Genomic DNA, 21,473 nt, shown 5'->3' with positions numbered 1-21,473 from the left:
GGTTCCGGTTCCGGCTCAGGCTCCGGCGGCTCAGGCGCGGGTGCCGAACCCGTACACCGTCTCCGACCGGAACACCTGACCCGGCCTCAGTTCCGTCGACGGGAACCGGGGCCGGTTGGGGGAGTCCGGGAAGTGCTGGGTCTCCAGGGCGATCCCGGCGCCGGGCGCGAACGGCAGCGTCTCGTCGAAGTGGTCGGCTGTGTACAACTGGAGCCCCGGCTCGGTCGTCGCGACGGTCAGCGTCCGCCCCGACGCCGGGTCGTGCAGCTCGGCGACCTCCACGGGTGCCTCGGTGACCCCCTTGTCGAGCACGTAGTTGCGGTCGTGGCCGAGCCCCGGCTTCCGCGGCTCACGGAAGTCGAGGGCCGTCCCCGCCACGTCGGTGAACTCCCCGGTCGGGATGAGGTCCCCGTCCGCCGCGGTGAACCGCGAGGCCGCGATCCGCACCTCGTGCCCGCCCGCCGCGTCACCCGAGCCCGCACCGCCCAGATTCCAGTACGAGTGGTTCGTCAGGTTCACGACGGTCGGCGCGTCGGTCACCGCCTCGTACGCGATCCGCAGTGCCCCGCCCTCGTCGAGCGTGTACGTCGCCGAGACCTCCATACGCCCCGGGAAGCCCTCCTCGCCGTGCGGGCTCACCCGGTGCAGGCGCACACCGTGCTCCAGCTGGTCCGCGTCCCACACGCGCTTGTCGAAGCCGCGCTCGCCGCCGTGCAGCGCGTTCGTCCCGTTGTTCTGCGCCAGGTGGTAGATCCGGCCGTCGAGCGGGAAGCGGCCGCCCGCGATCCGGTTCGCGTACCGGCCGACCAGCGCGCCGAGGAAAGGGCCCGGATGGGCGAGGTACCCGTCCAGCGAGGGAAACCCGAGTGCCACATCCGCCGTGGCACCGGCCCGGTCGGGAACCTCCGCCGACTGCACGATCCCGCCGTACGTCAGGACGCGCACCCGCATCCCGCCGCGTTCGAGGGTCCAGCGGTGGACAGGCGTGCCGTCGGGGAGCGTGCCGAAGAGTTCGCTGCGCATGATCGAGACCCTACGCCCGGGAGCCCCCGGCTCAGGTGATGGGCTCCTTCGCCGTCACCCGGCGGTACGCCATCGCCGCGAGCCGCGACTGGCCGTCCTTGCTGGGGTGGAACCAGTCCCAGTGACTCAGCTGCCGCCCGTCGAACCGGTAGTCGAAGACCGCCCCGCCGTCGTACCGGCACCGCCGGTCCTTCGCGCACACGTCCTGGAGCACCTCGTTGTACGCCACCACGCGGTCCTGCACCGACGCCCGGCGCCGCGTCGCCGCCGCGGCGAGGTCGTCCGGGTCGGCCAGCATCGACGAACAGATGCCGAGCTTCCACACCTGCTTGCCCAGCGGGTTCGTCCGGCCCGCCGACCACAGGCGCTTGAGGTCCGGCACGCTCGACACATACACCTGCGCCTTGGGCACCTCGCGCCGCAGCGTGCGCATCGCGTCCTCGAAGTCGGCGCGGAACGTGTCGACCGGCGTCATCGAGGCGGGTGTCGGCCGACACGCGTCGTTGGCCCCCGCCATCACCGTCACCAGGCCCGGCGACACCGCGGCCGCTTGCTCCATCTGCGCGGGAAGGTCAGCCATCCGGGCGCCGGTGCGCGCGTAGTTCCAACTGTGGGTGGCCGCCCGGTCCTTCCCCAGGAGCCGGACCGCGAGACTGCGCACCCCGGTGTCGGAACCGGTCGCCCACGACACCTCCGGGCAGTCCGTGAGGACCGAGCAGGCGTCGAAGCCGCGCGTGATGGAGTCGCCCACGGCGGCAACGGAGCGCGGGCTCGTGTCCCACGTGGGGGTGGGCTTGGGGGACGGCTTCGTACCGGCCGTACTGCCCTTCGGCCCCGGGGAGTTGCCGCCGATCGCGTCGCACGCGGCGAGGCCCGCGGCGCCGAGCAGAACCGCCGTCACACCGGCGACGGCGGCCCGGGCGGCAGCTGACCGGTGGCTTCGGATCCGCATCCCGTTGTCCTCTCTCACCGCTTCTGGCCGCTGCCGGCGCCTCTGTCGTCGAACGTGACGCCGTGCACCCCGCCGCGGTTGAGTCCCCGCGGGTGAAACGTCGGCGTTTGAGGGCACCGGGACCGACGGTACGTCACACTCCTTGCGCCGCCACACGGTAGCCTCGCCCCGTGGCGGTCCGGCCACTGCTGTCGCGGCAGCGACAGGGCGGTCGGCCGACCCGGTGAAACCCCGCAGTACAGCTTCCGCTAAATTACATCACGTCACATCTGTCCCTTTTTTCCTGGTTCCCCTGGTTCAACTGGTCTTTGGGGAAAACTGCTCGGCACGGGCGCGAGGCCGCCGGGGAAGGCGAACCTCGTCCCACACTGGAGGTCCCGGTGACGACACGTGGAGTTCTGTACGTGCACTCCGCACCGCGCGCGCTGTGCCCGCACGTCGAATGGGCAGTCGCGGGCGTGCTCGGCGCGCGCATCAACCTCGACTGGATCCGCCAGCCGGCGGCGCCGGGAACGTGGAGATCCGAGTTCTCCTGGCGCGGTGAGGCGGGCACCGCCTCCAAACTGGCGTCCGCGCTGCGCGGCTGGCAGCTCCTGCGCTTCGAGGTGACGGCGGAACCCTGCGCGACGGCCGAGGGCGAGCGCTACAGCGCCACCCCCGAACTGGGCATCTTCCACGCCGTCACCGGCATCCACGGCGACATCCTCATCCCCGAGGACCGGCTGCGCGCCGCGCTCGCCCGCTCCAAGGGTGGCGAGACGGACCTGGAAGCCGAACTCGCCAAGCTCCTCGGCAAGCCCTGGGACGACGAACTGGAATCCTTCCGCTACGCGGGCGAGGGCGCTCCGGTGCGGTGGCTGCACCAGGTGGTGTGAGGCGTTCGGATGTAGTGGTTCGCAGTTGCCGAAGGGGCCCCCACCGTGATGGTGGGGGCCCCTTCGGCAACTGACGTATACGCGGGGGTCAGACCGAGCGGAACGCCAGCACGACGTTGTGTCCGCCGAAGCCGAACGAGTCGTTCAGCGCGGCGATGCGACCCTCGACGGGCAGCTTGCGAGCCTCGCCGCGGACGATGTCGGCGGCAGCCTCCGCCTCCGGGTCGAGGTTCTCGACGTTGATCGTCGGCGGAGCCACCCGGTGGTACAGGGCGAGCACAGACGCGACCGACTCGATACCGCCGGCGCCGCCGAGGAGGTGGCCGGTCATCGACTTGGTGGCGGAGACCGCCATGTGGTCGGTGTCGTCGCCGAAGACCTTGCGCAGCGCCTTGAGCTCGGCCACGTCACCGGCCGGCGTCGAGGTCGCGTGCGCGTTCACGTGCACGATCTCGGCCGGGTCCAGGTCGGTGTTGTCGAGCAGGTTCTGCAGGGCTTGCGAGATGCCGCGGCCGCCCGGCTCCGGCTGGACGATGTCGTGGCTGTCGGCGGAGATGCCCTGGCCGACCGCCTCCGCGTAGACGCGGGCACCGCGCTTGGCGGCGTGCTCGGCGGACTCGAGGACCAGGACACCGGCGCCCTCACCGAGGACGAAGCCGTCCCGGCCGACGTCGTAGGGACGCGAGGCGCCCTGCGGGTCGTCGTTGTTCTTGGACATCGCCATCATGTTGCCGAAGGCGGCGATGGGCAGCGGGTGGATGGCAGCCTCGGTGCCACCGGCGACCACGACGTCCGCACGGCCCGTGCGGATCATCTCGATCGCGTAGCCGATGGCCTCGGCGCCGGACGCGCAGGCGGAGACCGGGGTGTGCACACCCGCGCGGGCGTTCACGGCCAGGCCGACGTTGGCCGAGGGGCCGTTCGGCATGAGCATCGGGACGGTGTGCGGGGAGACGCGGCGTACGCCCTTCTCCTTCAGCACGTCGTACTGGTCGAGGAGCGTCGTCACGCCGCCGATGCCGGAGGCGATGACCGCGCCGAGCCGGTCGGGGGCGACGGCGGGGTCCTCACCGGCCTTGTCGGTGTAACCGGCGTCGGCCCAGGCCTCCTTGGCCGCGATCAGCGCGAACTGCGCCGAGCGGTCCAGGCGACGGGCCTGCGGGCGCGGGATGATCTCGCTCGGTTCCACGGCGATCTGCGCGGCGATGCGGACCGCTTGGTCGGCGGCCCACTCCTGTTCGAGGGGACGGACACCGGAACGACCGGCGACCAGACCCTCCCAGGTGGATGTCGCGTCGCCACCCAGCGGTGTGGTTGCGCCGATACCGGTGACGACCACGGTGCGATTGGTCGGGCTCACAGGAATTCTTTCTCCAACGGATGCGAGGGATTCAGCGGCGCCACCGCCGGGTGGCGGAGCGGCAGCACTAGGCGAGCTGTTGATCAGGCCTGGTGCTTGACGATGTAGTCGGTGGCGTCACCGACGGTCTTGAGGTTCTTGACGTCGTCGTCCGGGATCTTGACGTCGAAGCGCTCTTCGGCGGCGACGACGACCTCGACCATGGACAGCGAGTCGACGTCCAGGTCGTCGGTGAAGGACTTGTCCAGCTGGACGTCCTCGACCGGGATGCCGGCGATCTCGTTCACGATCTCCGCGAGACCGGCGACGATCTCTTCCTGAGTGGCGGCCATGTTGGCGCTCCTTCTTATGTATCCAGAGGGTGTGGCGGCGTTTCCGCCCGGAGTGATCCGGACGGTCTGCCTAGGGGAGGGTAACGACCGTGGCGGCGTAGACGAGACCCGCCCCGAAGCCGATGACGAGGGCGGTGTCGCCGCTCTTCGCCTTCCCGGTCGCCAGAAGCCGCTCCATCGCGAGCGGAATCGAGGCGGCCGAGGTGTTGCCGGTGGTCTCGATGTCACGGGCGACCGTGACATGCTCCGGCAGTTTCAGAGTCTTCACCATCGAGTCGATGATCCGCATGTTTGCCTGGTGCGGAATGAAGACGTCCAGGTCGTCCGCGCTGATCCCGGCCGCGTCCAGCGCCTGCTGAGCGACCTTCGCCATCTCGAACACGGCCCAGCGGAACACCGCCTGGCCCTCCTGCGTGATCGCAGGGAACTTGATGTCGCCCTTGCTGTCGAGCGGCAGCTTCGACACATCACCGACGCGGAACTCGTCCCACGGCACGGTCTGCTTGATCGTCTCGGACTTGTCGCCCTCGGAACCCCAGACGGTGGGGCCGATGTGCGGCTCCTGCGAGGGGCCCACGACGACGGCGCCGGCGCCGTCACCGAACAGGAAGGCCGTCGCGCGGTCCTCCAGGTCGGTCAGGTCGCTCAGCCGCTCCACGCCGATCACCAGCACGTACTCGGCGCTACCCTCGACGACCATGCCCTTGGCGAGGGTCAGGCCGTAGCCGAAGCCCGCGCACCCGGCGGAGATGTCGAACGCGGCCGCCTTGGCGGTGCCGAGCTTGTCCGCGATCTCGGTCGCGATGGCCGGGGTCTGCTTGAAGTGCGACACGGTCGACACGACCACGGCGCCGATCTGCTCCGCGCTGATCCCGGCGTCCGCGATGGCCTTGCCGGAAGCCTCGATCGACATCGCGGCCACGGTCTCCGAGTCGGAGGCCCAGTGGCGCGTCGCGATGCCCGAACGGGAGCGGATCCACTCGTCGGACGAGTCGATCTTCTCGAGGATCACCTCGTTCGGCACGACCCGTGTCGGCCGGTAACCGCCGACGCCCATGATGCGCGCGTACGGGGCGCCCTGACTGGGCTTGATCTTCGACATGCTCTCGGGGCTCCTTGTCAGGCCGTCTGCGTGTCCGCCGCGGCGGAGGAGTGCTCGGCGATCAGGGCGCGGGCTGCGTCGAGGTCGTCGGGGGTCTTGAGGGCGAGGGTCTTCACACCGGGCAGGGCGCGCTTGGCGAGACCGGTGAGGGTGCCGCCCGGGCACACCTCGACGAGCGCGGTCACGCCGAACTCCTTGAAGGTCTCCATGCACAGGTCCCAGCGGACCGGGTTGGCCACCTGGCCGACCAGGCGCGAGACGACCTCGGCACCGGTGACGACCGTCCGGCCGTCCTTGTTCGACACGTACGCGACCGTGGGGTCGGCGGGCGTCAGGGCCTGGGCGGCCTCTTCCAGCTTTGCCACCGCGGGAGCCATGTGGCGGGTGTGGAACGCGCCGGCCACCGTCAGTGGCACGACCCGGCGTACGCCCTCGGGCTTGTCGGCCTCGAGCGCGGCGAGCTCCTCGAGGGTGCCCGCGGCCACGATCTGGCCCGCGCCGTTCACGTTCGCCGGGGTCAGACCCAGCTTCTCCAGGTGCGCGACGGTGACCTCCGGGTCGCCGCCGAGCAGGGCGGACATACCGGTCTTGGTCACGGCGGCCGCATCGGCCATGGCCAGGCCGCGCTTGCGCACGAGCTGGAGGGCGGCGGTGTCGTCGAGAACCCCGGCGAAGGCCGCCGCGGTGATCTCGCCGACACTGTGGCCCGCGACGGCGTCAGGAGCGATGTCGCCGAGTGCGGCGGCCGAGAGGAGTCCGGCCGCGACGAGCAGAGGCTGAGCGACGGCCGTGTCACGGATCGCGTCCGCGTCGGCCTGCGTGCCGTAGTGGGCAAGGTCGAGCCCGATGGCGTCCGACCACGCAGCGACGCGGTCTGCGGCACCGGGGAGGTCGAGCCAGGGAGTCAGGAAGCCGGGCGTCTGAGCGCCTTGGCCGGGAGCGACGAGTACGAGCACTCTCACACTCTCTCTTGTGGACGGCCACGGCCGCCCGTGGGGACAGGGACGAAGAACCGAAGGGGGAATTGTAGGCCCCCGACAAAAGGCTACGAGTGAGGATCCGCGTCGGCCAGGCGCCCCAGGATCAGCGCGATCCGCAGCGTGAACGCCGACCTGACGTCGGAGGGTGACCAGCCGGTGACGTCTGTCACACGTCGGAGCCGGTAGCGGACGGTGTTCGGGTGGACGAAGAGCATCCGGGCCGCTCCTTCGAGGCTGCTCGCCTGTTCCAGATAGACGCTGAGCGTCTCCAGAAGAGCGGAGCCGGCCTCCTCGAGCGGTCTGTAGATCTCCTCCACCAACTGCTCGCGCGCGGCAGGGTCGCTCGCGATCGCCCGCTCCGGAAGGAGATCATCCGCCAGAACGGGGCGGGGAGCGTCCTGCCACGCCCCGCACGCCTTGAGCCCGGCGGCAGCGGCCTGCGCCGACCTGGTGGCGGCGAGCAGGTCCGGCACCACGGGGCCGGCCACCACAGGACCCGCCGCGTAAGGGCCGATCAGCGACTTCGCGACCTGGAGCGGATTGTTGTTGCCGCCCGCGATGACGACGAGACGGTCCCCGAGTACCCCGGTCAGGACCTGGAGCTTGGCGTGCCGGGCGGCCCGCCGGATCGCCTCGACCGTCAGCTCGCTGTCCCCTTCTGGGGCGGTGCCGAGCACCACACACACGTGCTCCGGCGAGTTCCACCCGAGCGCCGCAGCCCTGCTGACGGCACCCTCGTCGGCCTCGCCCGAGAGAACCGCGTTGACCACCAGGGACTCCAGGCGGGCGTCCCACGCGCCTCGCGCCTCAGCCGCCTGTGCGTAGACCTGAGCGGTCGCGAAGGCGATCTCCCGTGCGTAGACGAGCAGCGCCTCACGCAGGATCGACTCGTCGCCGGGCGCCGCCACCTCGTCGATCGCGGACTCCATGACCTCGATGGTCGTGCGGACCATCTCCACGGTCTGGCGCAGCGTGATGGCCCGGGTCAGCTCGCGCGGCGCGGTGCCGAACACGTCGGTCGAGATCGCCTGGGGGGCGTCCGGGTGCCGGAACCACTCCGTGAAGGCCGCGATCCCGGCCTGCGCGACCAGCCCGATCCAGGAGCGGTTCTCCGGTGGCATCGCCCGGTACCACGGCAGCGTCTCGTCCATGCGCGTGATGGCCTGCGCGGCGAGGCTCCCGGACGACTTCTCCAGGCGCTTCAGGGTCGCGGAGTGCGGGTGGGGGATCGCACGGCGGTCGCGATGGTCCGGGGCTTCGTTCGCTGAGGGTTCGGGCACGGGGACAAGACTGCCTTATCGGGACGGCTCAGCGGAGTGGAGGGTGCAAGGTGGCCGCGCGGACGTCCCCGTCCGGGGGTCTACCGTGTACGGCGTGATGGATGTACGTCGCTCCGGCGACCGGTACCCCGGCGGTGAGCCGGACGCCGGAATCGAGTCGTTCCACGCCTTCTCCTTCGGGCCCCACTACGACCCCGACAACCTGCGCTTCGGATCGATCCTGGCCTGCAACGAGGAGCACCTCGCACCGGGCACGGGCTTCGACGAGCATCCGCACAGCCACACCGAGATCGTCACCTGGGTCGTCTCGGGCCGGCTCACCCACCGCGATTCGACGGGGCACGAGGCCGTGGTCGTACCCGGTGATGTGCAGCGACTCAGCGCGGGCGGCGGAGTGCGCCATGTCGAGCGCAACGACGGCCCCGACCCGCTCGTCTTCGTCCAGATGTGGCTTGCGCCTCTGGAGCCGGGCGGCGACCCGGTCTACGAGGTCGTGCACGGCATCGCCGACTCCACCCCCTACGACGTGCCCGAGGCCGGCTCCCTGCTGCACGTGCGCCGCCTCGGATCGGGGGAGCGAGCCGCCGTCCCGGACGCGGCCCAGGTGTACGTCCATGTCGTCCGCGGTGAAGTGGTGCTCGGCGGTGAGGAGTTGGGCCCGGGCGACTCGGTCAGGATCGCCGGGGAATCCGGTCTCGAGGCCGTGGCGTCAGGATCGGCGGAACTGCTGCTGTGGGAGATGGCCGCCCGCTGAGGCCTTCCTCGCGAACGGCCGCGCGCCCTCAGGCGTGACCCCTCACGCCCGACCCCTCACACCTCGGCGAGCACCGCGTCCGTGAAGGGGGGCCACACCTCGGCCGCCCACGGCCCGAAGGCCCGATCGGTCAGCGCCACACATGCGACACCCGCGTCGGGGTCGACCCACAGGAACGTGCCCGACTGCCCGAAGTGCCCGAACGTCCGCGGCGACGACGAACTGCCTGTCCAGTGCGGCGACTTGGAGTCCCTGATCTCGAATCCGAGGCCCCAGTCGTTCGGATTCTGGTGCCCGTACCCCGGAAGTACGCCCTTGAGTCCCGGGTACTGCACGGTCATCGCCTCGGCGACGGTGCGTGGATCGAGCAGCCGGGGAGCCTGCACCTCGGCGGCGAACCGTGCCAGGTCGTCCACCGTCGACGCCCCGTCCTTGGCGGGCGAGCCCTCCAGGGTGGTTGAGCTCATCCCGAGGGGCTCGAGAACCGCTTGGTGGAGATACTCCGCGAACGGGATCTCCGTCGCCTTCGCGATGTGGTCCCCGAGCACCTCGAACCCCGCATTCGAGTACAGCCGCCGTGTGCCGGGCGCCGATGTCGCCCGGTGCTCGTCGAAGGCGAGACCGGAGGTGTGCGCGAGGAGGTGGCGCACCGTGGAACCCTCGGGGCCGGCCGGGTCGTCGAACTCGATCGCGCCCTCTTCGTAGGCGACGAGGGCCGCGTAGGCGGCGAGGGGCTTGGTGACCGAGGCCAGCGGGAAACGATGGGCCGTCGGGCCGTGCGCCCCGAGCACCGTGCCGTCCGCGCGGACGACGGCTGCGGCGGCGGTCGGTACCGGCCAGTTCTCGATCATCGCAAGGCTCTGCATGGCCACGAGCCTAACGGGCCCCGCGAGGACACCCTCTACGCCCACGGGCCGGGCCGAACCGTCGAGCGGGCCGAATCACATCGGCGGACGCCGTCCGGAATTCCTCCCCGATGTGCTTGCTTGGAGTGCACTTCAACGTTCTAGCGTGGGGGCATGACGGTGATGGAGACCACCCCCGCACCCAGCAAGGCCGACGTCTGCGCATCGGGCCCCACCGCTCACCCGCGCCCGGACGGCAAGGACCACTACACGATCAGCGAGGTCGTGGCCTTCACCGGACTGACCGCCCACACGCTGCGCTGGTACGAGCGGATCGGGCTCATGCCCCACATCGACCGCTCGCACACGGGCCAGCGCCGCTACAGCAACCGCGATCTCGACTGGCTCGCCTTCGTCGGCAAGCTGCGGCTGACCGGGATGCCAGTGGCACACATGGTGCGCTACGCCGAACTCGTGCGGGTCGGTGAGGACACGTTCGAGGAGCGCCGCGAGCTTCTCGAATCGACGCGCAGGGACGTGGTGTCCCGGATCGCCGAACTCCAGGACACCTTGTCCGTACTCGATTTCAAGATCGACTTCTATGCGGGCGCCCGGCGGGCGTCGGAGAGGGCCTGAACCGCATGAGCAGCACGGAGCAGACGCAGCACACGGGGGAGCCGCAGCGGATTTCCACTGTGGAGTTGGGAAACAACGGGCCCTTGGTGGGCGTGCAGGGCCTCGGCTGCATGGGCATGAGCTGGGCCTACGGTCCGACGGACGCCGACGAGGCGCGGGCCACCCTGGAGCGGGGCCTGGAACTCGGCGTCACCTTGTACGACACCGCCGACGCCTATGCCGCCGGCGCGAACGAGAAGTTCCTTGCTCCCTTCCTCAAGGCGCACCGTGACGAGGTGGTGCTGGCCACCAAGTTCGCCCTGGGCGTGGACCCGAGCGACCCCACGAAGCGCGTCATCAACAACGATCCCGCGTACATCCGCGCCTGCATCGACGCCAGCCTCCAGCGTCTCGGCGTCGACACCATCGACCTCTACTACATGCACCGCCGCGATGTGAACGTGCCGATCGAGGAGACCGTCGGCGTGATGGCCGAACTCGTCGCCGCCGGCAAGGTCAAGCACCTCGGCCTCAGCGAGGTCACCGGCGGCGAACTGCGCGCCGCCCAGGCAGTCCACCCGATCGCCGCCCTCCAGTCCGAGTGGTCGCTGTTCAGCCGCGACATCGAGAAGGAGGTCGTGCCGACCGCCGCCGAACTGGGCGTGGCCCTGGTGCCGTACTCGCCGCTCGGGCGCGGCTTCCTCACCGGCTCCTTCGTCAGCGCCGACAAGGAGCTCGATCCGGACGACTTCCGCCGCCAGCAGCCCCGCTTCACCGGCGACAACGCCGCCGCCAACGCGGCTCTGCTCGAGCCGGTGCGCCAGGTCGCCGAGGCCCATGCGGCCTCCCTCGGCCAGATCGCCCTGGCCTGGGTGCAGCGGCAGTCGCAGACCTTCGGACTCCCCGTCGTCCCGATCCCCGGCACCCGCAAGCGCAGCCGCATCGAGGAGAACGCCGCGGCCACCCGCATCACCCTCACCGACGACGAACTCGCCCTGGTCGCCCCCATTGCCTCCCAGGTCGCGGGCAACCGCTACGCCGACATGACCTTCACCTCGGCGGGGCGCGAGTAACACCCCGGAGCCACCTGCCCGGTCCGTCGCCGGGGGCATCTCCTGCCCCGGCGTCGACCGGACGGCACCTCACGCGAGCCCCAGGGCAAACACGGCGAACCCCGCTGCCAGCAGCCCGGCCAGCGCGCGCCGCACATGCGTGGCCCCCTTCCAGGGAGCCTCGAAGCCCCGCGTGTACCTGCCGATCAGCACGAGCAGCCCCGCGAAGACCGGAAGCCACGCGATCCTCGCCGCTATCCAGCCCAGCGAGTCCGGACTCGTCGTCAGCCCCGGTATCGCGCCTGCGAAGGAACCGGGTATCGCCGCTGCCAGCAGCGCCGTCTGATGCCAGCAAAGGATCGTCATCGCCGAGAGGTTGATGACGACGACCGGCGCCCACAGTGCGGGCCGCCGCAGAAGCCTGCCGATCCGGTCCCGTAGGAGCATCGCCGAACCGCTCTGCGCGGCCGCCAGCGCCAGCACCAGCAAGGACGGCGGATGGGAGTTCGTCCGCGCCTCGCCCGGCACGCCCACCATCGACTCGGGGTAGTGGAACGCGAGGAGCAGCGTCGCGAACAGGGCAGCACCGCCGATCAGCAGCGCCCACGCGCCACGCCTGCCGATCCTCTTCTCGCCCCAGCAGACGCCCAGTTGGTAGGCGAACATCCAGCCGGGGAGCAGATTGAGCAGGCTCAGCCAGGACGGCATGGCGTCCGCATACGGCCCGTAGCGCAGGAAGTCGATCACGGCTACGAACCCGAGCAGCGGCGCCGCCGCCCACGCCCCCAGTTTTCGGGCGGCGCGTACGCAGTACGGCGTGAGCGCGGTGATCACCGTGTAGACGCCCACGAACCACAGCGGCTGTATCACCAGCGTCGATCCTGTGTGGAGAGTCTTCTCCGGCACCCCGAGCGCGTACAACGCGGGGATCAGCGCGGCGCATACCGCCGTCACCCCGAGGACCGGGCGGCCCAGGCGAGCCAGCCGGCCGCGCAGCCAGGCGCTCGTCGACCCGCCCGCCTCCAGCATCCGCCGGTACGACAGAACGGATGCGTAGCCCCCCACCAGGAAGAAGATGCCGAGCATCTGCAGCACCCAGCTGATCGGGGCGAGGAATCCGAAGGAGGACAGAGGGCTCGCGTTGTGCAGCGCGCCCCGGCCGTCGAGGGAGAAGCCGCCGAGGAGCCAGTGGCCCATGGGCACGGCGAGCAGCGCGAGCGCGCGCAGTGCGTCTATCGCCCGGTCCCGGTGGGCCGGTGTCTTCGCGTCGATGGCGGACGCGGTCCTGCGCAGGGTCGCGATACTCATGAGGTGGCTCCGGTGGCGATGCGGGTGAAGGCGCGCAGCGAGTCCGTGCCGGGCGCGAAGTAGCCGGTGTGGCCCTCGGCGCGGTGGGCCGGAATGAGGCGGGCGCCGAAGGAGGGGTCGGTGGGGTCGGTGCCGTGGCCCAGGCCGAACAGCTCGACGTTCGGCACGCGGCCGATCCAGTCGCTGTCGTCCCGCGCGGCCCAGACACGGGCCTTGGTGCGCAGATCGGCCACCGTGTCCGCGCGCAGACCCGGGGAACCGAGCACCACGAGGTCGGACGCGGGCAGCCGGGCGGCGGAGAGTCCACAGACCACCGATCCGTAGCTGTGGCAGAACACTGCGGGACGCGGCGCGCCCGAGGCCGTCAGGCCCTGGGCGAAGCGGGTCAGCCTCGGCGCGCCCGCCTCGGCGAGCCGGCCGGTGGCGGCGTCGGGTCCCAGGCCGACAGGCGTCGTGTACCCCACCCACGCCACGACCGCAGTGCGACCGCCCGACGCCTCGTACAGCGAGCGGGCCATCCCCGCCGGGGTGCCGTACGGATCCTTGGCACGGTCGAACGAGCTCAGGTCGATGTCCGAGCCGGGTACGACGACGGAAACGTGATCGGAGCCCGCCAAGTCCCCGAATACCTCGGCCACTTGGCCGCGGCCTCGCGGGTCGAAGGCCAGTATCTGCCGCCCAGGCTCGAGAAGTTCGGTGTATCGCGTGACGAGGAAGCGGGCCTGCGCGTGGTCCTGGGGCGTGAGTGACGCGTCCTCCGCCCGCGCTCGGACTCGGTCACGCTCGCTTTTCAGCGCACGGGTGTTGGCCTCGTAGCGAAGGTCCGCCGGAGCACCGTCCAGATTGCCGACCACAGTCGGATGCCGCTCGACCAATTCCTGTCGCTCGGCGTCGCCCAACCCGCGGAAGAACGCTGTCACCTGGGCGGGCTTCGCGGTCGCCGGATCGGGCAGCCCGACACCGAGCGCATGGTCCGCACGCCAGGATGCCGCGCCGGGCGGCGGTCCGGTGAGGGGGTTCTGCTCGCTGCCGACAGCCCAGCCCGTCGTGCCCGCCACGACAGTCGTCGTGAGTGCGGCGGCGACCAGTGTCCTACGGCCGCGTTGTTTCCATGAGCGCAGGCGCATCGCCCGTCTCCCCTCCGTCCGGTGGCGTGACGAGGGGAAGATAGGGAGACGACGCCCGGCTCCACGTCACACCGGGGAGCCAACTCTCGGGTGATACCCGGGTATTCGGAGGTGCTACTCAGGTAGGGGGTGCGCCGTGAAGACCTGCGCCGACCTGGGCGCGGCAGGTGATACCGGGGCTGGGCCTATTGGTCGCCGGGCGTGACGAGGCCGGTCTCGTAGGCGAAAATCACGGCCTGCGCCCGGTCCCGCAGCCCCAACTTCGCGAGCACGCGACCGATATGGGTCTTCACGGTCTGTTCCGCGAGCACCAGCTTTTCCGCGATCTCCTGGTTGGACAGGCCCCGGGCGATGAGTTCGAGGACCTCGGTCTCGCGTGGCGTCAGACAGTTCAGCTCCGGCGAGCGGTCCCTGCGGCCGGACGGGCGCTGCCTCGCGATGTCCTCGATGAGCCGACGCGTGACCGTCGGGGCGAGCAGCGCCTCTCCGGCGGCCACCACACGCACCGCAGCGATGAGATCGGCCGGCGGGGCGTCCTTGAGGAGGAAGCCCGAAGCGCCCGCGCGCAGCGCCTCGTACACATAGTCGTCCACGTCGAACGTGGTGAGCATCAGGACCTTGGGGCGGTGGATCACGCCCGGCGGAGGGTCGAGGAGCGCGCGGGTCGCGGCGATCCCGTCCATCTCGGGCATCCGCACGTCCATGAGGACGACATCGGGATGTGTGGTCCGGCTGACCTCGACGCCCTGCTTGCCGTCCGGAGCCTCGCCCACGACGTCGATGTCGCTCTGCGCCGCCAGCAGCGCGGCGAACCCCGCTCGCACCATGGCCTGGTCGTCGACAATGATCACGCGGATGGTCATGCGGTGCCGAATTCCTTTACGACGAGGGGGAGTCGGACTCGGCCAGCGGGAGTCGGGCCGCGACGCGGAAGCCTCCCCCGGGCAGCGGGCCCACGTCGAGTGTGCCGCCGACCAACCGTACGCGCTCGTGCATCCCGATGAGGCCGTGTCCCGTGCCGGTCGTCTCCACGGGCGACGCGTGCTCGCCCGCCGGGCCGTTGACCACGATCACCAACAGGGCGTCCTCGTCCTTGGAGACGGAGATCTGCGTGCGGGCACCGGGAGCGTGCCGCACGACATTGGCCAGGGCCTCCTGCACGATGCGGTATGCCGAGAGGTCCACCGCCGGCGGTACATCGGTCAGCTCCCCGACCAGGGTCAGCTCGGGCATCGACAACTCCGCCGGGACACCGCCCCGTACCGTGGCCTCCACCAGTTGCTGAAGCCGGCCGAGACCCGGCTGGGGCGCACGCTCACCACCCGTCGCGTCCTCGCTGCGCAGCACCACGAGGAGTCGCCGCATCTCACCGAGCGACTCCCTGGCACCCGCCGCTATCGAGCCGAACTCCTCGCACGCCTCGGGCGTCAGGCCTTGGAGCCGGTACGGAGCGGAGTCCGCCTGCACCGTGATCACCGACATGTGATGAGCCACGACATCGTGCAACTCCCGTGCGATACGCGCACGTTCCTCAAGAAGGGTGCGCCGGGAACGCTCGGCCTCGTTGATCGTCTCCTGCTCGACGAGTCTGCGCTGCGCTTCCCCGCGCTCGCGCAGCAACGTACCGAACAGCAGCACCCCACCGCTCAGCACGATCATCAGCACGCTCGTGGCCTGGCTGTCCGAGGGACGGAACATGTCGAGGACGAGTCCGGACACCACCGTGACCAGCCAGACCCCCAGGACCGTGCGTCTGCCCTCCCGCAGGGACAGGACGAAGCACAGGGCCAGATATCCCACGATGACCATGGGGGTCCAGGGCGCGGCGTGATGGGAGGCCGAACCCTGGATGACGATCGCCCCGACGATGTCCGCGACGATCACGATGCCCCACGCGAGCAGCGGCCGACTGACGGCGAGCATCAGGGGAGCGGCCTGTGCGACCGCCAGGGCGCCGGCGAGACCACCGGGGACCCCGTAGTCGTTCGACAGGACCTGGGTGGTGACCGGGATCAGTGTGGCGACGAAGCCCAACGCGATCACATAGGGGACCAGCCGCACCCAACGCCTCGACGACCGGCCGAGCAGAGGCTCGGCCGGTCCCGCGGGAGCGGCGAGCGACGCCCCGGCCGCCAGCAGTCCGCCGAGGACGGTGGCGAACACGCGACGCAGGCCCCCCGGCGGTGCGGCCTTGCCGTCCGGCGGGCGGGGCTCCTGGTCAGGTGCAGTCGATGTGGTGCTCATGGCCTGCTCAGCGTAGGCAACAACCACCCGCGGCGCCGTCATACCGAGGAGCTCACCGGACCCCGTACCCAGGTATGACATGAAGGGCCCGTCCGACGGACGCCGAACCTCGACGAGGCCACCTGTGCCCGATCCGCACCCGGAGCCGCACCCCATGCCGGGGTCGCTCCCCGAGGCCGCCCTACAGCTCCGCCAGCAGCTCGGCCTTCTTCGTCGAGAACTCGGCGTCGGTGACGAGGCCCGCCTGGTGCAGCTCGCCCAGGTGACGGATGCGTTCGGCGATGTCCGAGGGGTCACGCCGGGCAGGGGAGGCGCCGGACGCGGGCACGGCCGAGCCCCCGGCCCGTACGGCGGCGAGGATGGACGCGGCGAAGGGCAGCGACTCGTGCACGGGCCCGTATCCGAGACCGAAGATCACGGCGGCCGGGTCCTGGTCGGCCTGGGCGGGCTGCTCGGACGTGTCGCGGCGCAAAAGTCGGAGATGGCCCTCGAAGACCTCGGGCGAGCGCCATTCGACGCCGCTCAGATCCGAGACGGGAAAGCTCTTGTCGCCGGCCTTCCACTTCGCGGACGACGCCCCGGTCCAGAACCATCGGAAAGCCACGGACTTGCCGTCGAAGGAGGCCTTGCCGTCGTAGGCCTTGAAGTGCAGCGGCGCCTCGGGCGCCGCCACCAGATAACGGCCCGCTGGTGCGCCGTCGTCCAGGGCCAGCACGCCACGCAGCTCGTCCGCGTAGTACTCGGCGAGTGTCTCGCGCTCGGCGGGCAGGACGAGCCGGTAGGGGTCGCACCCCTCTTTGAGCTGTCCCGCGGCCGCGTCCATCAGCGGATCGGCGCCCGGTCTCGGCACGGCGCGCAGGACGACGGTCCCGCGCTTGCCGGGAGTGAGTGTCACCGCCGTGATCGCCTCATAGGGGATGCGGCGCTCACCGAGTGCATTCAGCAGCTTCGGTGTGCGGATTCCCCGTTCGAAGCGGATGAGCACGGAGTCGGACTCGAACTCCCAGGCGGCATGAAATCCGGCCAGTACGTCACCCATGCGGCTCATCGTATGCGGCACGCGCGCCTCCGTCCCCTGTTGCGTCGTGCCCCTGTTTCACCGATTTCTACGCGCGTCAGGCAGACGCGGCGCCGGAAGATCCGTCACGACAGGTGTCATGCCCGCTCGCACATCGCAGGGTGCGGTACGAACCGACGCCGATGTCGGCGAAGTTGCTGAGGCTCTCCGTACCGGGCTCGAAATAGCCGGTGTGCCCACGTGCGCCGGCTGCCGACAGGACCCGGGCGCCGAATCCCCGGGAGACGGGGTCGGCGCCGTGGCCGATCCCGCCGACCTCCAGATACGGCACGTCCTGGATCCAGTCGTCGCTGTCCCGCATCGCCCACACGCGCGCGTGGGTACCCAGTTTCGAGGCCTTCCCGGCGCGCATGCCGGGGCTGCCCGCCACCGCTATGTCGCTCACCCGGGAGGGCAGCTTGCGTGCGGCGACACCGCACACCACGGAGCCGTAACTATGGCAGTACAGGGCCACGGGGGTGCGGCCCGGCAGGGCGCGCACCAGGGCGTTGAGCCGGGTGGCGCCCTCCTCCGCGCGCATCGCGGTGGCCGCGTCGACACCGAGACCCGCGGGCGTCGTGTAGTCGGCCCAGGCGATCACGGCGGTCCTTGTGCCGGGTCCGGCGGTGCGCTCCGCGTCGTACAGGGAGCGAGCCATGCCGACGGGCGCCGAGTACTTGCGGAAGGTCCGCTGGAACGTGAGGAGGTTGGTGTCGACTCCGGGGACCACGACCGAGACGCGCTGGGCCTTGTCGAGGTCCCCGAAGACCTCGGCGACGCGGCCGGTGCCCAGGGGGTCGAAGGCGAGGATCTCGCGGTCGGGGCGCATCAGCGACGCGTACCGGTTCATGCGCTGGCCGGCGTCGCGCTGTCCCGCGGCGGAGAGCCGGTTGTCGTGCGTGCTCTTCCGCGCCACCTTGCGTGCCTGGTCGAGGGCGATGCGGTTGGCGCGGTAGCGCAGGTCCACCGGCGCGCCGTTCATGTTGCCGACGGCGAGCGGGTAGTGGGTGGCGAGCCGGGTGCGCTGTTGGCTGGTGAGTGAGGCGAAGAACTGCGCGAGGCGGGCGGGCGAGCCGTCCGGGTCCGGCAGGGCGCGCCCGTTGAGGTGGCCGTGTTCCCACGCCGTGATGGCGGCGTTGACCGGCGAGGTGACGCCCTTGTGGCGCACGGCGGTCCAGCCGGTGGTCGCCAGCATGACGAACACGACGGCCAGTGCGAGCAGTGCGCGCCAGACGCTGAGTTGCGGGGTTGAGTCGAAGGAAGTCACTGCGGGACACCCTAGGAGAACCGCGGACCAACCCGCGAAATCGGTGAGGCAGATCACGTTTCCGGCGGGGCAATTAGGACAAAACGGGCCTAGCTTGGGTGGTGTCGTCACACTCTGTAGGTGCCGATTGCGCTCCTCGCGCGCGGGCGTGCACGGTCGGTCACTCTGTTCGCCACTTCCCCGCCAACACCGGCCCCAGCTGGTCGAGATATGACTCCGTGACCTCGCGGATCGACTCGACGCTGATGTCCTCACCGGCGCCCCACAGCCGCCCGGCCATGCGCATCACGCCGCTGAACGCGGCCACTGTCACACGGGGGCGCAGGTCCGTCTCGACGTCGAGGCCCTCGCGCTCGGCTATCACGCGCGCGATCTCCTCCTCCAGCTCCGTGGAGCGGCGCAGGTGGACGGCGATCAGGGAGGGGGTGGATTCGATCATCTGGTAGGTGCGCATGTGGAGTTCGACCGGAACGACCTCCTCGATGGGCTCGCCGAGGGTGTCCCAGGCGTCGAGCACGGCACCACGCAGGGCCTCGAACGGGCTGTCGGCCGCAGGGCGTTCGCGCAGGAGGGTGACGAAGCGGGACTCCACCATGTCCTGGACCGCGAACGCGGTCTCCTCCTTGCTGGTGAAGTACCGGAAGAAGGTGCGCTGCGAGACGTCGACGGCCTCCGCGATTTCGTCAACCGTCGTGCGGTCGTACCCCTTTGTGGTGAAGAGTTCCAGCGCGGCGCGCAGCAGGGCGTCGCGGGTGCGCTGCTTCTTGCGTTCCCGTAGCCCTGAATGCGCTTCCTGCGTCTTCACCCGCGCCCCTCTTTGCGTCTGTTTGCCCAGCTCAGCTTACCTGTGAGCAACGTGACAGTTACCGACTTGTGAATTGGTTTGTCAACTGTCAGTCGCTGTCATTAGCCTCGAACGCATGACTAGTCAGACCACCGTCGACAAGGCGGGCAAGGCTCCGGAGCCCGTGTCCGTTCCGGCCCCGGCCAAGGGGCTTCGTGGCCACCCCTGGCTGACGCTGTTCTCCGTCGCGATCGGCGTGATGATGGTCGCCCTCGACGGCACCATCGTGGCCATCGCCAACCCGGCCATCCAGAAGGACCTCGGCGCGAGCTTCGCCGACGTCCAGTGGATCACCAACGGCTACTTCCTCGCCCTCGCGGTCACGCTGATCACCGCGGGCAAGCTCGGCGACCGGTTCGGTCACCGGCAGACCTTCCTCATCGGCGTGATCGGGTTCGCCGCGGCCTCGGGGGCCATCGGCCTGTCGGACAGCATCGCCCTGGTGGTCACCTTCCGGGTGTTCCAGGGCCTGTTCGGCGCGCTCCTCATGCCGGCCGCGCTCGGCCTCCTGCGGGCCACCTTCCCCGCAGAGAAGCTGAACATGGCGATCGGCATCTGGGGCATGGTGATCGGCGCCTCGACCGCGGGCGGTCCGATCCTCGGTGGGCTGCTCGTCCAGCACGTCAGCTGGCAGTCCGTCTTCTTCATCAACGTCCCCGTCGGCGTCATCGCCCTCGTCCTCGGGCTCCTGATCCTCAAGGACCACCGTGCCGAGAACGCGCCGCGATCCTTCGACATCCTCGGCATCGTGCTGCTCTCCGGCGCGATGTTCTGCCTGGTCTGGGCGCTCATCAAGGCCCCGACGTGGGGCTGGGGCGACGGCCTGACCTGGACGTTCCTGGCGGCCTCCGTGCTGTGCTTCGCGCTCTTCGCGATCTGGGAGACGCGCGTCAAGGAGCCGCTGATCCCGCTGGCTCTGTTCCGCTCGGTGCCGCTGTCGGCCGGTGTGGTCCTGATGGTGCTCATGGCCATCGCCTTCATGGGCGGGCTCTTCTTCGTCACCTTCTACCTGCAGAACGTGCATGGCATGAGCCCCGTCGACGCCGGTCTGCACCTCCTGCCGCTGACCGGAATGATGATCGTGGGCTCGCCGCTGGCGGGCGCGATGATCACGAAGGTGGGTCCGCGTATCCCGCTCGCGGGCGGCATGCTGCTCACCGCCGTGGCCATGTACGGCATGTCCACGCTGGAGTCGGGCACGGGCAGCGGCGTCATGTCGGTGTGGTTCGCCCTCCTCGGTCTGGGCCTCGCTCCCGTCATGGTGGGCGCCACCGAGGTCATCGTGGGCAACGCCCCGATGGAGCTCTCCGGCGTCGCGGGCGGCCTGCAGCAGGCCGCCATGCAGATCGGCGGAAGCCTCGGCACCGCCGTGCTCGGCGCCGTGATGGCCTCGAAGGTGGACAACGACCTCGCGGGCAATTGGACCGACGCCAAGCTTCCGCCGCTCACGCCCGCCCAGTTGGACCAGGCGTCCGAGGCGGTCCAGGTCGGCGTGGGCCCGGTCCCGAAGGGCACCCCGGCCGCGCTCTCCGAGAAGATCACCTCGGTCGCGCACGACACCTTCATCTCCGGCATGAGCCTGGCCTGCCTGGTCGCCGCGGGCGTCGCCGTCGTGGCGATCTTCGTCGCGCTGCTGACCAAGCGCGGGGCGAACGCGGAGGCGGGCGCGGGGGCCGCACACATCTAGCGAGCATCGGGGGAGCCCGTCGGAGAGCGCCATCGTCGGGGGCAGCATCCATCGGGAAAGCCGTCCCTCGGGGGAAACCCGTAGACCACCCCCGAGCCACCCCCGCACGCACCCCGAAGTGCCCTCAGGGAAATCCTGGGGGCATTTCGCTTATCCGAGTGATCTGCTCCGTCAGCTCTTCTCGTCCGATCGCCCACCGGTTCAGAGTGCAGACAAGTGACCAGCACGACACGGGGGTTGATCTATGGGTACGAGGATGCGCGCCGCGATGGGTACGACGCTGCCGATGACGGCCGCGGCCGCGCTGACGGCCGTCCTGCTGACACCGGTTCATGCGGGCGCCGCCGCCCCGCCGGCATCGGGGGACTGCGCGGCGGGGGAGCTGTGTCTGTGGGAGAAGCCGGAGTTCAAGGGGCACCGGCAGGCGTACGAGCTGTCGGGGATCGACATCGAGAGCTGCGTCGCGCTGCCGGAGGGGGGCAGCGCGCAGGCTCTCGCCAATCGCACCGGACGGCCGGTCACGGCCTATCAGTCCGCCGAGTGCGCCGAGACGGGGGAGTTCCAGACCTATCCCGGCAGCGGCACATGGGCGCCCCAATCCCCTTACCGGGTACGGGCGTTCAAGGTCTGGGAGCGCTGAGGTGAAAGAAGGCGAGGTGCGGGGGGGGCCCCGGGGGCGGCCCCCCCCCCCCACCCCAGGGCCAAGCGGGGGCCCCCCGGGGGGAGTTAAACAAAAAAAGCCGGCGACGCGAAGGGGGGGGGGGTGGTA

21 protein-coding genes are annotated in these 21,473 nt (G+C 70.4%); 6 read left to right on the top strand and 15 right to left on the bottom strand.

Features of this window, described 5'->3' with window-relative positions; all coding sequences use genetic code 11:
• Positions 1 to 30 precede the first annotated feature (30 nt).
• Both ACWFR4_RS03495 and ACWFR4_RS03490 read right to left on the bottom strand, forming a co-directional pair.
• Positions 31 to 1,023 carry an aldose epimerase family protein gene (locus ACWFR4_RS03495; protein WP_453650528.1) on the bottom strand — a complete coding sequence of 331 codons (993 nt, stop codon included), beginning with the start codon at positions 1,021 to 1,023 and terminating at the stop codon, positions 31 to 33.
• A 31-nt stretch (positions 1,024 to 1,054) separates the two neighbouring features.
• On the bottom strand, positions 1,055 to 1,975 hold the full coding sequence (locus ACWFR4_RS03490; RefSeq protein ID WP_453650526.1) for an SGNH/GDSL hydrolase family protein: 921 nt from the start codon (positions 1,973 to 1,975) through the stop codon (positions 1,055 to 1,057).
• Positions 1,976 to 2,355: 380 nt separating this feature from the next.
• Here ACWFR4_RS03490 and ACWFR4_RS03485 point away from each other — a divergent pair, with 380 nt between their 5' ends.
• The gene (locus tag ACWFR4_RS03485) at positions 2,356 to 2,850 is read left to right on the top strand and encodes a DUF3145 domain-containing protein (RefSeq protein WP_116502271.1); all 495 of its coding nucleotides are present in this window, start codon (positions 2,356 to 2,358) and stop codon (positions 2,848 to 2,850) included.
• A gap of 88 nt (positions 2,851 to 2,938) precedes the next feature.
• Here ACWFR4_RS03485 and ACWFR4_RS03480 read toward each other — a convergent pair whose 3' ends face one another.
• The 5 genes from ACWFR4_RS03480 to ACWFR4_RS03460 all read right to left on the bottom strand — a co-directional run bounded on the left by ACWFR4_RS03480 (position 2,939) and on the right by ACWFR4_RS03460 (position 7,904).
• A complete protein-coding gene (locus ACWFR4_RS03480) occupies positions 2,939 to 4,210 on the bottom strand; it encodes a beta-ketoacyl-[acyl-carrier-protein] synthase family protein (protein ID WP_116502272.1) in 1,272 nt (423 codons plus the stop codon).
• 83 nt (positions 4,211 to 4,293) lie between these two features.
• Positions 4,294 to 4,542, bottom strand: a complete 249-nt coding sequence (locus ACWFR4_RS03475) for an acyl carrier protein (RefSeq protein WP_100591921.1) — start codon at positions 4,540 to 4,542, stop codon at positions 4,294 to 4,296.
• Positions 4,543 to 4,612: 70 nt separating this feature from the next.
• Complete coding sequence (locus ACWFR4_RS03470) at positions 4,613 to 5,644, bottom strand: ketoacyl-ACP synthase III (protein ID WP_116502273.1); 1,032 nt, start codon at positions 5,642 to 5,644, stop codon at positions 4,613 to 4,615.
• Between the two features lie 17 nt (positions 5,645 to 5,661).
• Positions 5,662 to 6,600 (bottom strand): ACP S-malonyltransferase, encoded by a 939-nt coding sequence (locus tag ACWFR4_RS03465; protein ID WP_453650524.1) that lies wholly within the window; start codon positions 6,598 to 6,600, stop codon positions 5,662 to 5,664.
• An 89-nt stretch (positions 6,601 to 6,689) separates the two neighbouring features.
• A complete protein-coding gene (locus ACWFR4_RS03460; protein WP_453650522.1) occupies positions 6,690 to 7,904 on the bottom strand; it encodes a PucR family transcriptional regulator in 1,215 nt (404 codons plus the stop codon).
• 97 nt (positions 7,905 to 8,001) lie between these two features.
• Between ACWFR4_RS03460 and ACWFR4_RS03455 the strand changes: the two genes are divergently transcribed.
• Positions 8,002 to 8,658, top strand: coding sequence for a pirin family protein (locus ACWFR4_RS03455; protein WP_453650646.1), 657 nt, complete (start codon positions 8,002 to 8,004; stop codon positions 8,656 to 8,658).
• 56 nt (positions 8,659 to 8,714) lie between these two features.
• On the opposite strand, the gene ACWFR4_RS03450 is transcribed toward ACWFR4_RS03455, so the two are convergent.
• Positions 8,715 to 9,524, bottom strand: a complete 810-nt coding sequence (locus ACWFR4_RS03450) for a serine hydrolase domain-containing protein (protein WP_453650520.1) — start codon at positions 9,522 to 9,524, stop codon at positions 8,715 to 8,717.
• Positions 9,525 to 9,677: 153 nt separating this feature from the next.
• Between ACWFR4_RS03450 and ACWFR4_RS03445 the strand changes: the two genes are divergently transcribed.
• Together ACWFR4_RS03445 and ACWFR4_RS03440 are read left to right on the top strand one after the other, a co-directional pair.
• Positions 9,678 to 10,139, top strand: coding sequence for a MerR family transcriptional regulator (locus tag ACWFR4_RS03445; RefSeq protein WP_453465959.1), 462 nt, complete (start codon positions 9,678 to 9,680; stop codon positions 10,137 to 10,139).
• A gap of 5 nt (positions 10,140 to 10,144) precedes the next feature.
• The gene (locus ACWFR4_RS03440) at positions 10,145 to 11,191 is read left to right on the top strand and encodes an aldo/keto reductase (protein WP_453465957.1); all 1,047 of its coding nucleotides are present in this window, start codon (positions 10,145 to 10,147) and stop codon (positions 11,189 to 11,191) included.
• Between the two features lie 69 nt (positions 11,192 to 11,260).
• Here the strand turns inward: ACWFR4_RS03440 and ACWFR4_RS03435 are convergent, their stop codons facing one another.
• From ACWFR4_RS03435 to ACWFR4_RS03405, 7 genes are all read right to left on the bottom strand, one after another.
• Entirely contained in the window at positions 11,261 to 12,478 is a 1,218-nt protein-coding gene (locus tag ACWFR4_RS03435) for an acyltransferase family protein (RefSeq protein ID WP_453650518.1), read from the bottom strand.
• Positions 12,475 to 13,605, bottom strand: a complete 1,131-nt coding sequence (locus tag ACWFR4_RS03430) for an alpha/beta hydrolase (RefSeq protein ID WP_453650516.1) — start codon at positions 13,603 to 13,605, stop codon at positions 12,475 to 12,477. The genes ACWFR4_RS03435 and ACWFR4_RS03430 overlap by 4 nt, the downstream gene beginning before the upstream one ends.
• A 185-nt stretch (positions 13,606 to 13,790) precedes the next feature.
• The gene (locus tag ACWFR4_RS03425) at positions 13,791 to 14,468 is read right to left on the bottom strand and encodes a response regulator (protein WP_116502281.1); all 678 of its coding nucleotides are present in this window, start codon (positions 14,466 to 14,468) and stop codon (positions 13,791 to 13,793) included.
• Between the two features lie 16 nt (positions 14,469 to 14,484).
• On the bottom strand, positions 14,485 to 15,849 hold the full coding sequence (locus ACWFR4_RS03420) for a sensor histidine kinase (protein WP_453650514.1): 1,365 nt from the start codon (positions 15,847 to 15,849) through the stop codon (positions 14,485 to 14,487).
• 181 nt (positions 15,850 to 16,030) lie between these two features.
• Positions 16,031 to 16,897: a DUF4429 domain-containing protein gene (locus ACWFR4_RS03415; protein WP_453650644.1), complete on the bottom strand. Its 867-nt coding sequence runs from the start codon at positions 16,895 to 16,897 to the stop codon at positions 16,031 to 16,033.
• 67 nt (positions 16,898 to 16,964) lie between these two features.
• Entirely contained in the window at positions 16,965 to 18,173 is a 1,209-nt protein-coding gene (locus ACWFR4_RS03410; RefSeq protein WP_453465947.1) for an alpha/beta hydrolase, read from the bottom strand.
• A 160-nt stretch (positions 18,174 to 18,333) separates the two neighbouring features.
• Positions 18,334 to 18,978, bottom strand: a complete 645-nt coding sequence (locus ACWFR4_RS03405) for a TetR family transcriptional regulator (protein WP_453465945.1) — start codon at positions 18,976 to 18,978, stop codon at positions 18,334 to 18,336.
• A 115-nt stretch (positions 18,979 to 19,093) separates the two neighbouring features.
• Here ACWFR4_RS03405 and ACWFR4_RS03400 point away from each other — a divergent pair, with 115 nt between their 5' ends.
• Complete coding sequence (locus tag ACWFR4_RS03400; protein WP_453465943.1) at positions 19,094 to 20,704, top strand: MFS transporter; 1,611 nt, start codon at positions 19,094 to 19,096, stop codon at positions 20,702 to 20,704.
• Between the two features lie 268 nt (positions 20,705 to 20,972).
• Positions 20,973 to 21,344, top strand: a complete 372-nt coding sequence (locus ACWFR4_RS03395; protein ID WP_453650642.1) for a peptidase inhibitor family I36 protein — start codon at positions 20,973 to 20,975, stop codon at positions 21,342 to 21,344.
• Positions 21,345 to 21,473 lie beyond the last annotated feature (129 nt).

Source organism: Streptomyces sp. NPDC055140 (genome assembly GCF_053607285.1).
Note: the sequence above shows the minus strand (reverse complement) of the source record. Positions and strands in the feature narration are given on the sequence as shown.

Bases quoted from the DNA above. Each gene is read 5' to 3' on its own strand.
- ACWFR4_RS03495 (WP_453650528.1), bottom strand. From the start codon at position 1,023: ATGCGCAGCGAACTCTTCGGCACGCTCCCCGACGGCACGCCTGTCCAC.
- ACWFR4_RS03490 (WP_453650526.1), bottom strand. From the start codon at position 1,975: ATGCGGATCCGAAGCCACCGGTCAGCTGCCGCCCGGGCCGCCGTCGCC.
- ACWFR4_RS03475 (WP_100591921.1), bottom strand. From the start codon at position 4,542: ATGGCCGCCACTCAGGAAGAGATCGTCGCCGGTCTCGCGGAGATCGTG.
- ACWFR4_RS03470 (WP_116502273.1), bottom strand. From the start codon at position 5,644: ATGTCGAAGATCAAGCCCAGTCAGGGCGCCCCGTACGCGCGCATCATG.
- ACWFR4_RS03455 (WP_453650646.1), top strand. From the start codon at position 8,002: ATGGATGTACGTCGCTCCGGCGACCGGTACCCCGGCGGTGAGCCGGAC.
- ACWFR4_RS03450 (WP_453650520.1), bottom strand. From the start codon at position 9,524: ATGCAGAGCCTTGCGATGATCGAGAACTGGCCGGTACCGACCGCCGCC.
- ACWFR4_RS03445 (WP_453465959.1), top strand. From the start codon at position 9,678: ATGACGGTGATGGAGACCACCCCCGCACCCAGCAAGGCCGACGTCTGC.
- ACWFR4_RS03440 (WP_453465957.1), top strand. From the start codon at position 10,145: ATGAGCAGCACGGAGCAGACGCAGCACACGGGGGAGCCGCAGCGGATT.
- ACWFR4_RS03435 (WP_453650518.1), bottom strand. From the start codon at position 12,478: ATGAGTATCGCGACCCTGCGCAGGACCGCGTCCGCCATCGACGCGAAG.
- ACWFR4_RS03430 (WP_453650516.1), bottom strand. From the start codon at position 13,605: ATGCGCCTGCGCTCATGGAAACAACGCGGCCGTAGGACACTGGTCGCC.
- ACWFR4_RS03425 (WP_116502281.1), bottom strand. From the start codon at position 14,468: ATGACCATCCGCGTGATCATTGTCGACGACCAGGCCATGGTGCGAGCG.
- ACWFR4_RS03420 (WP_453650514.1), bottom strand. From the start codon at position 15,849: ATGAGCACCACATCGACTGCACCTGACCAGGAGCCCCGCCCGCCGGAC.
- ACWFR4_RS03415 (WP_453650644.1), bottom strand. From the start codon at position 16,897: ATGAGCCGCATGGGTGACGTACTGGCCGGATTTCATGCCGCCTGGGAG.
- ACWFR4_RS03400 (WP_453465943.1), top strand. From the start codon at position 19,094: ATGACTAGTCAGACCACCGTCGACAAGGCGGGCAAGGCTCCGGAGCCC.
- ACWFR4_RS03395 (WP_453650642.1), top strand. From the start codon at position 20,973: ATGGGTACGACGCTGCCGATGACGGCCGCGGCCGCGCTGACGGCCGTC.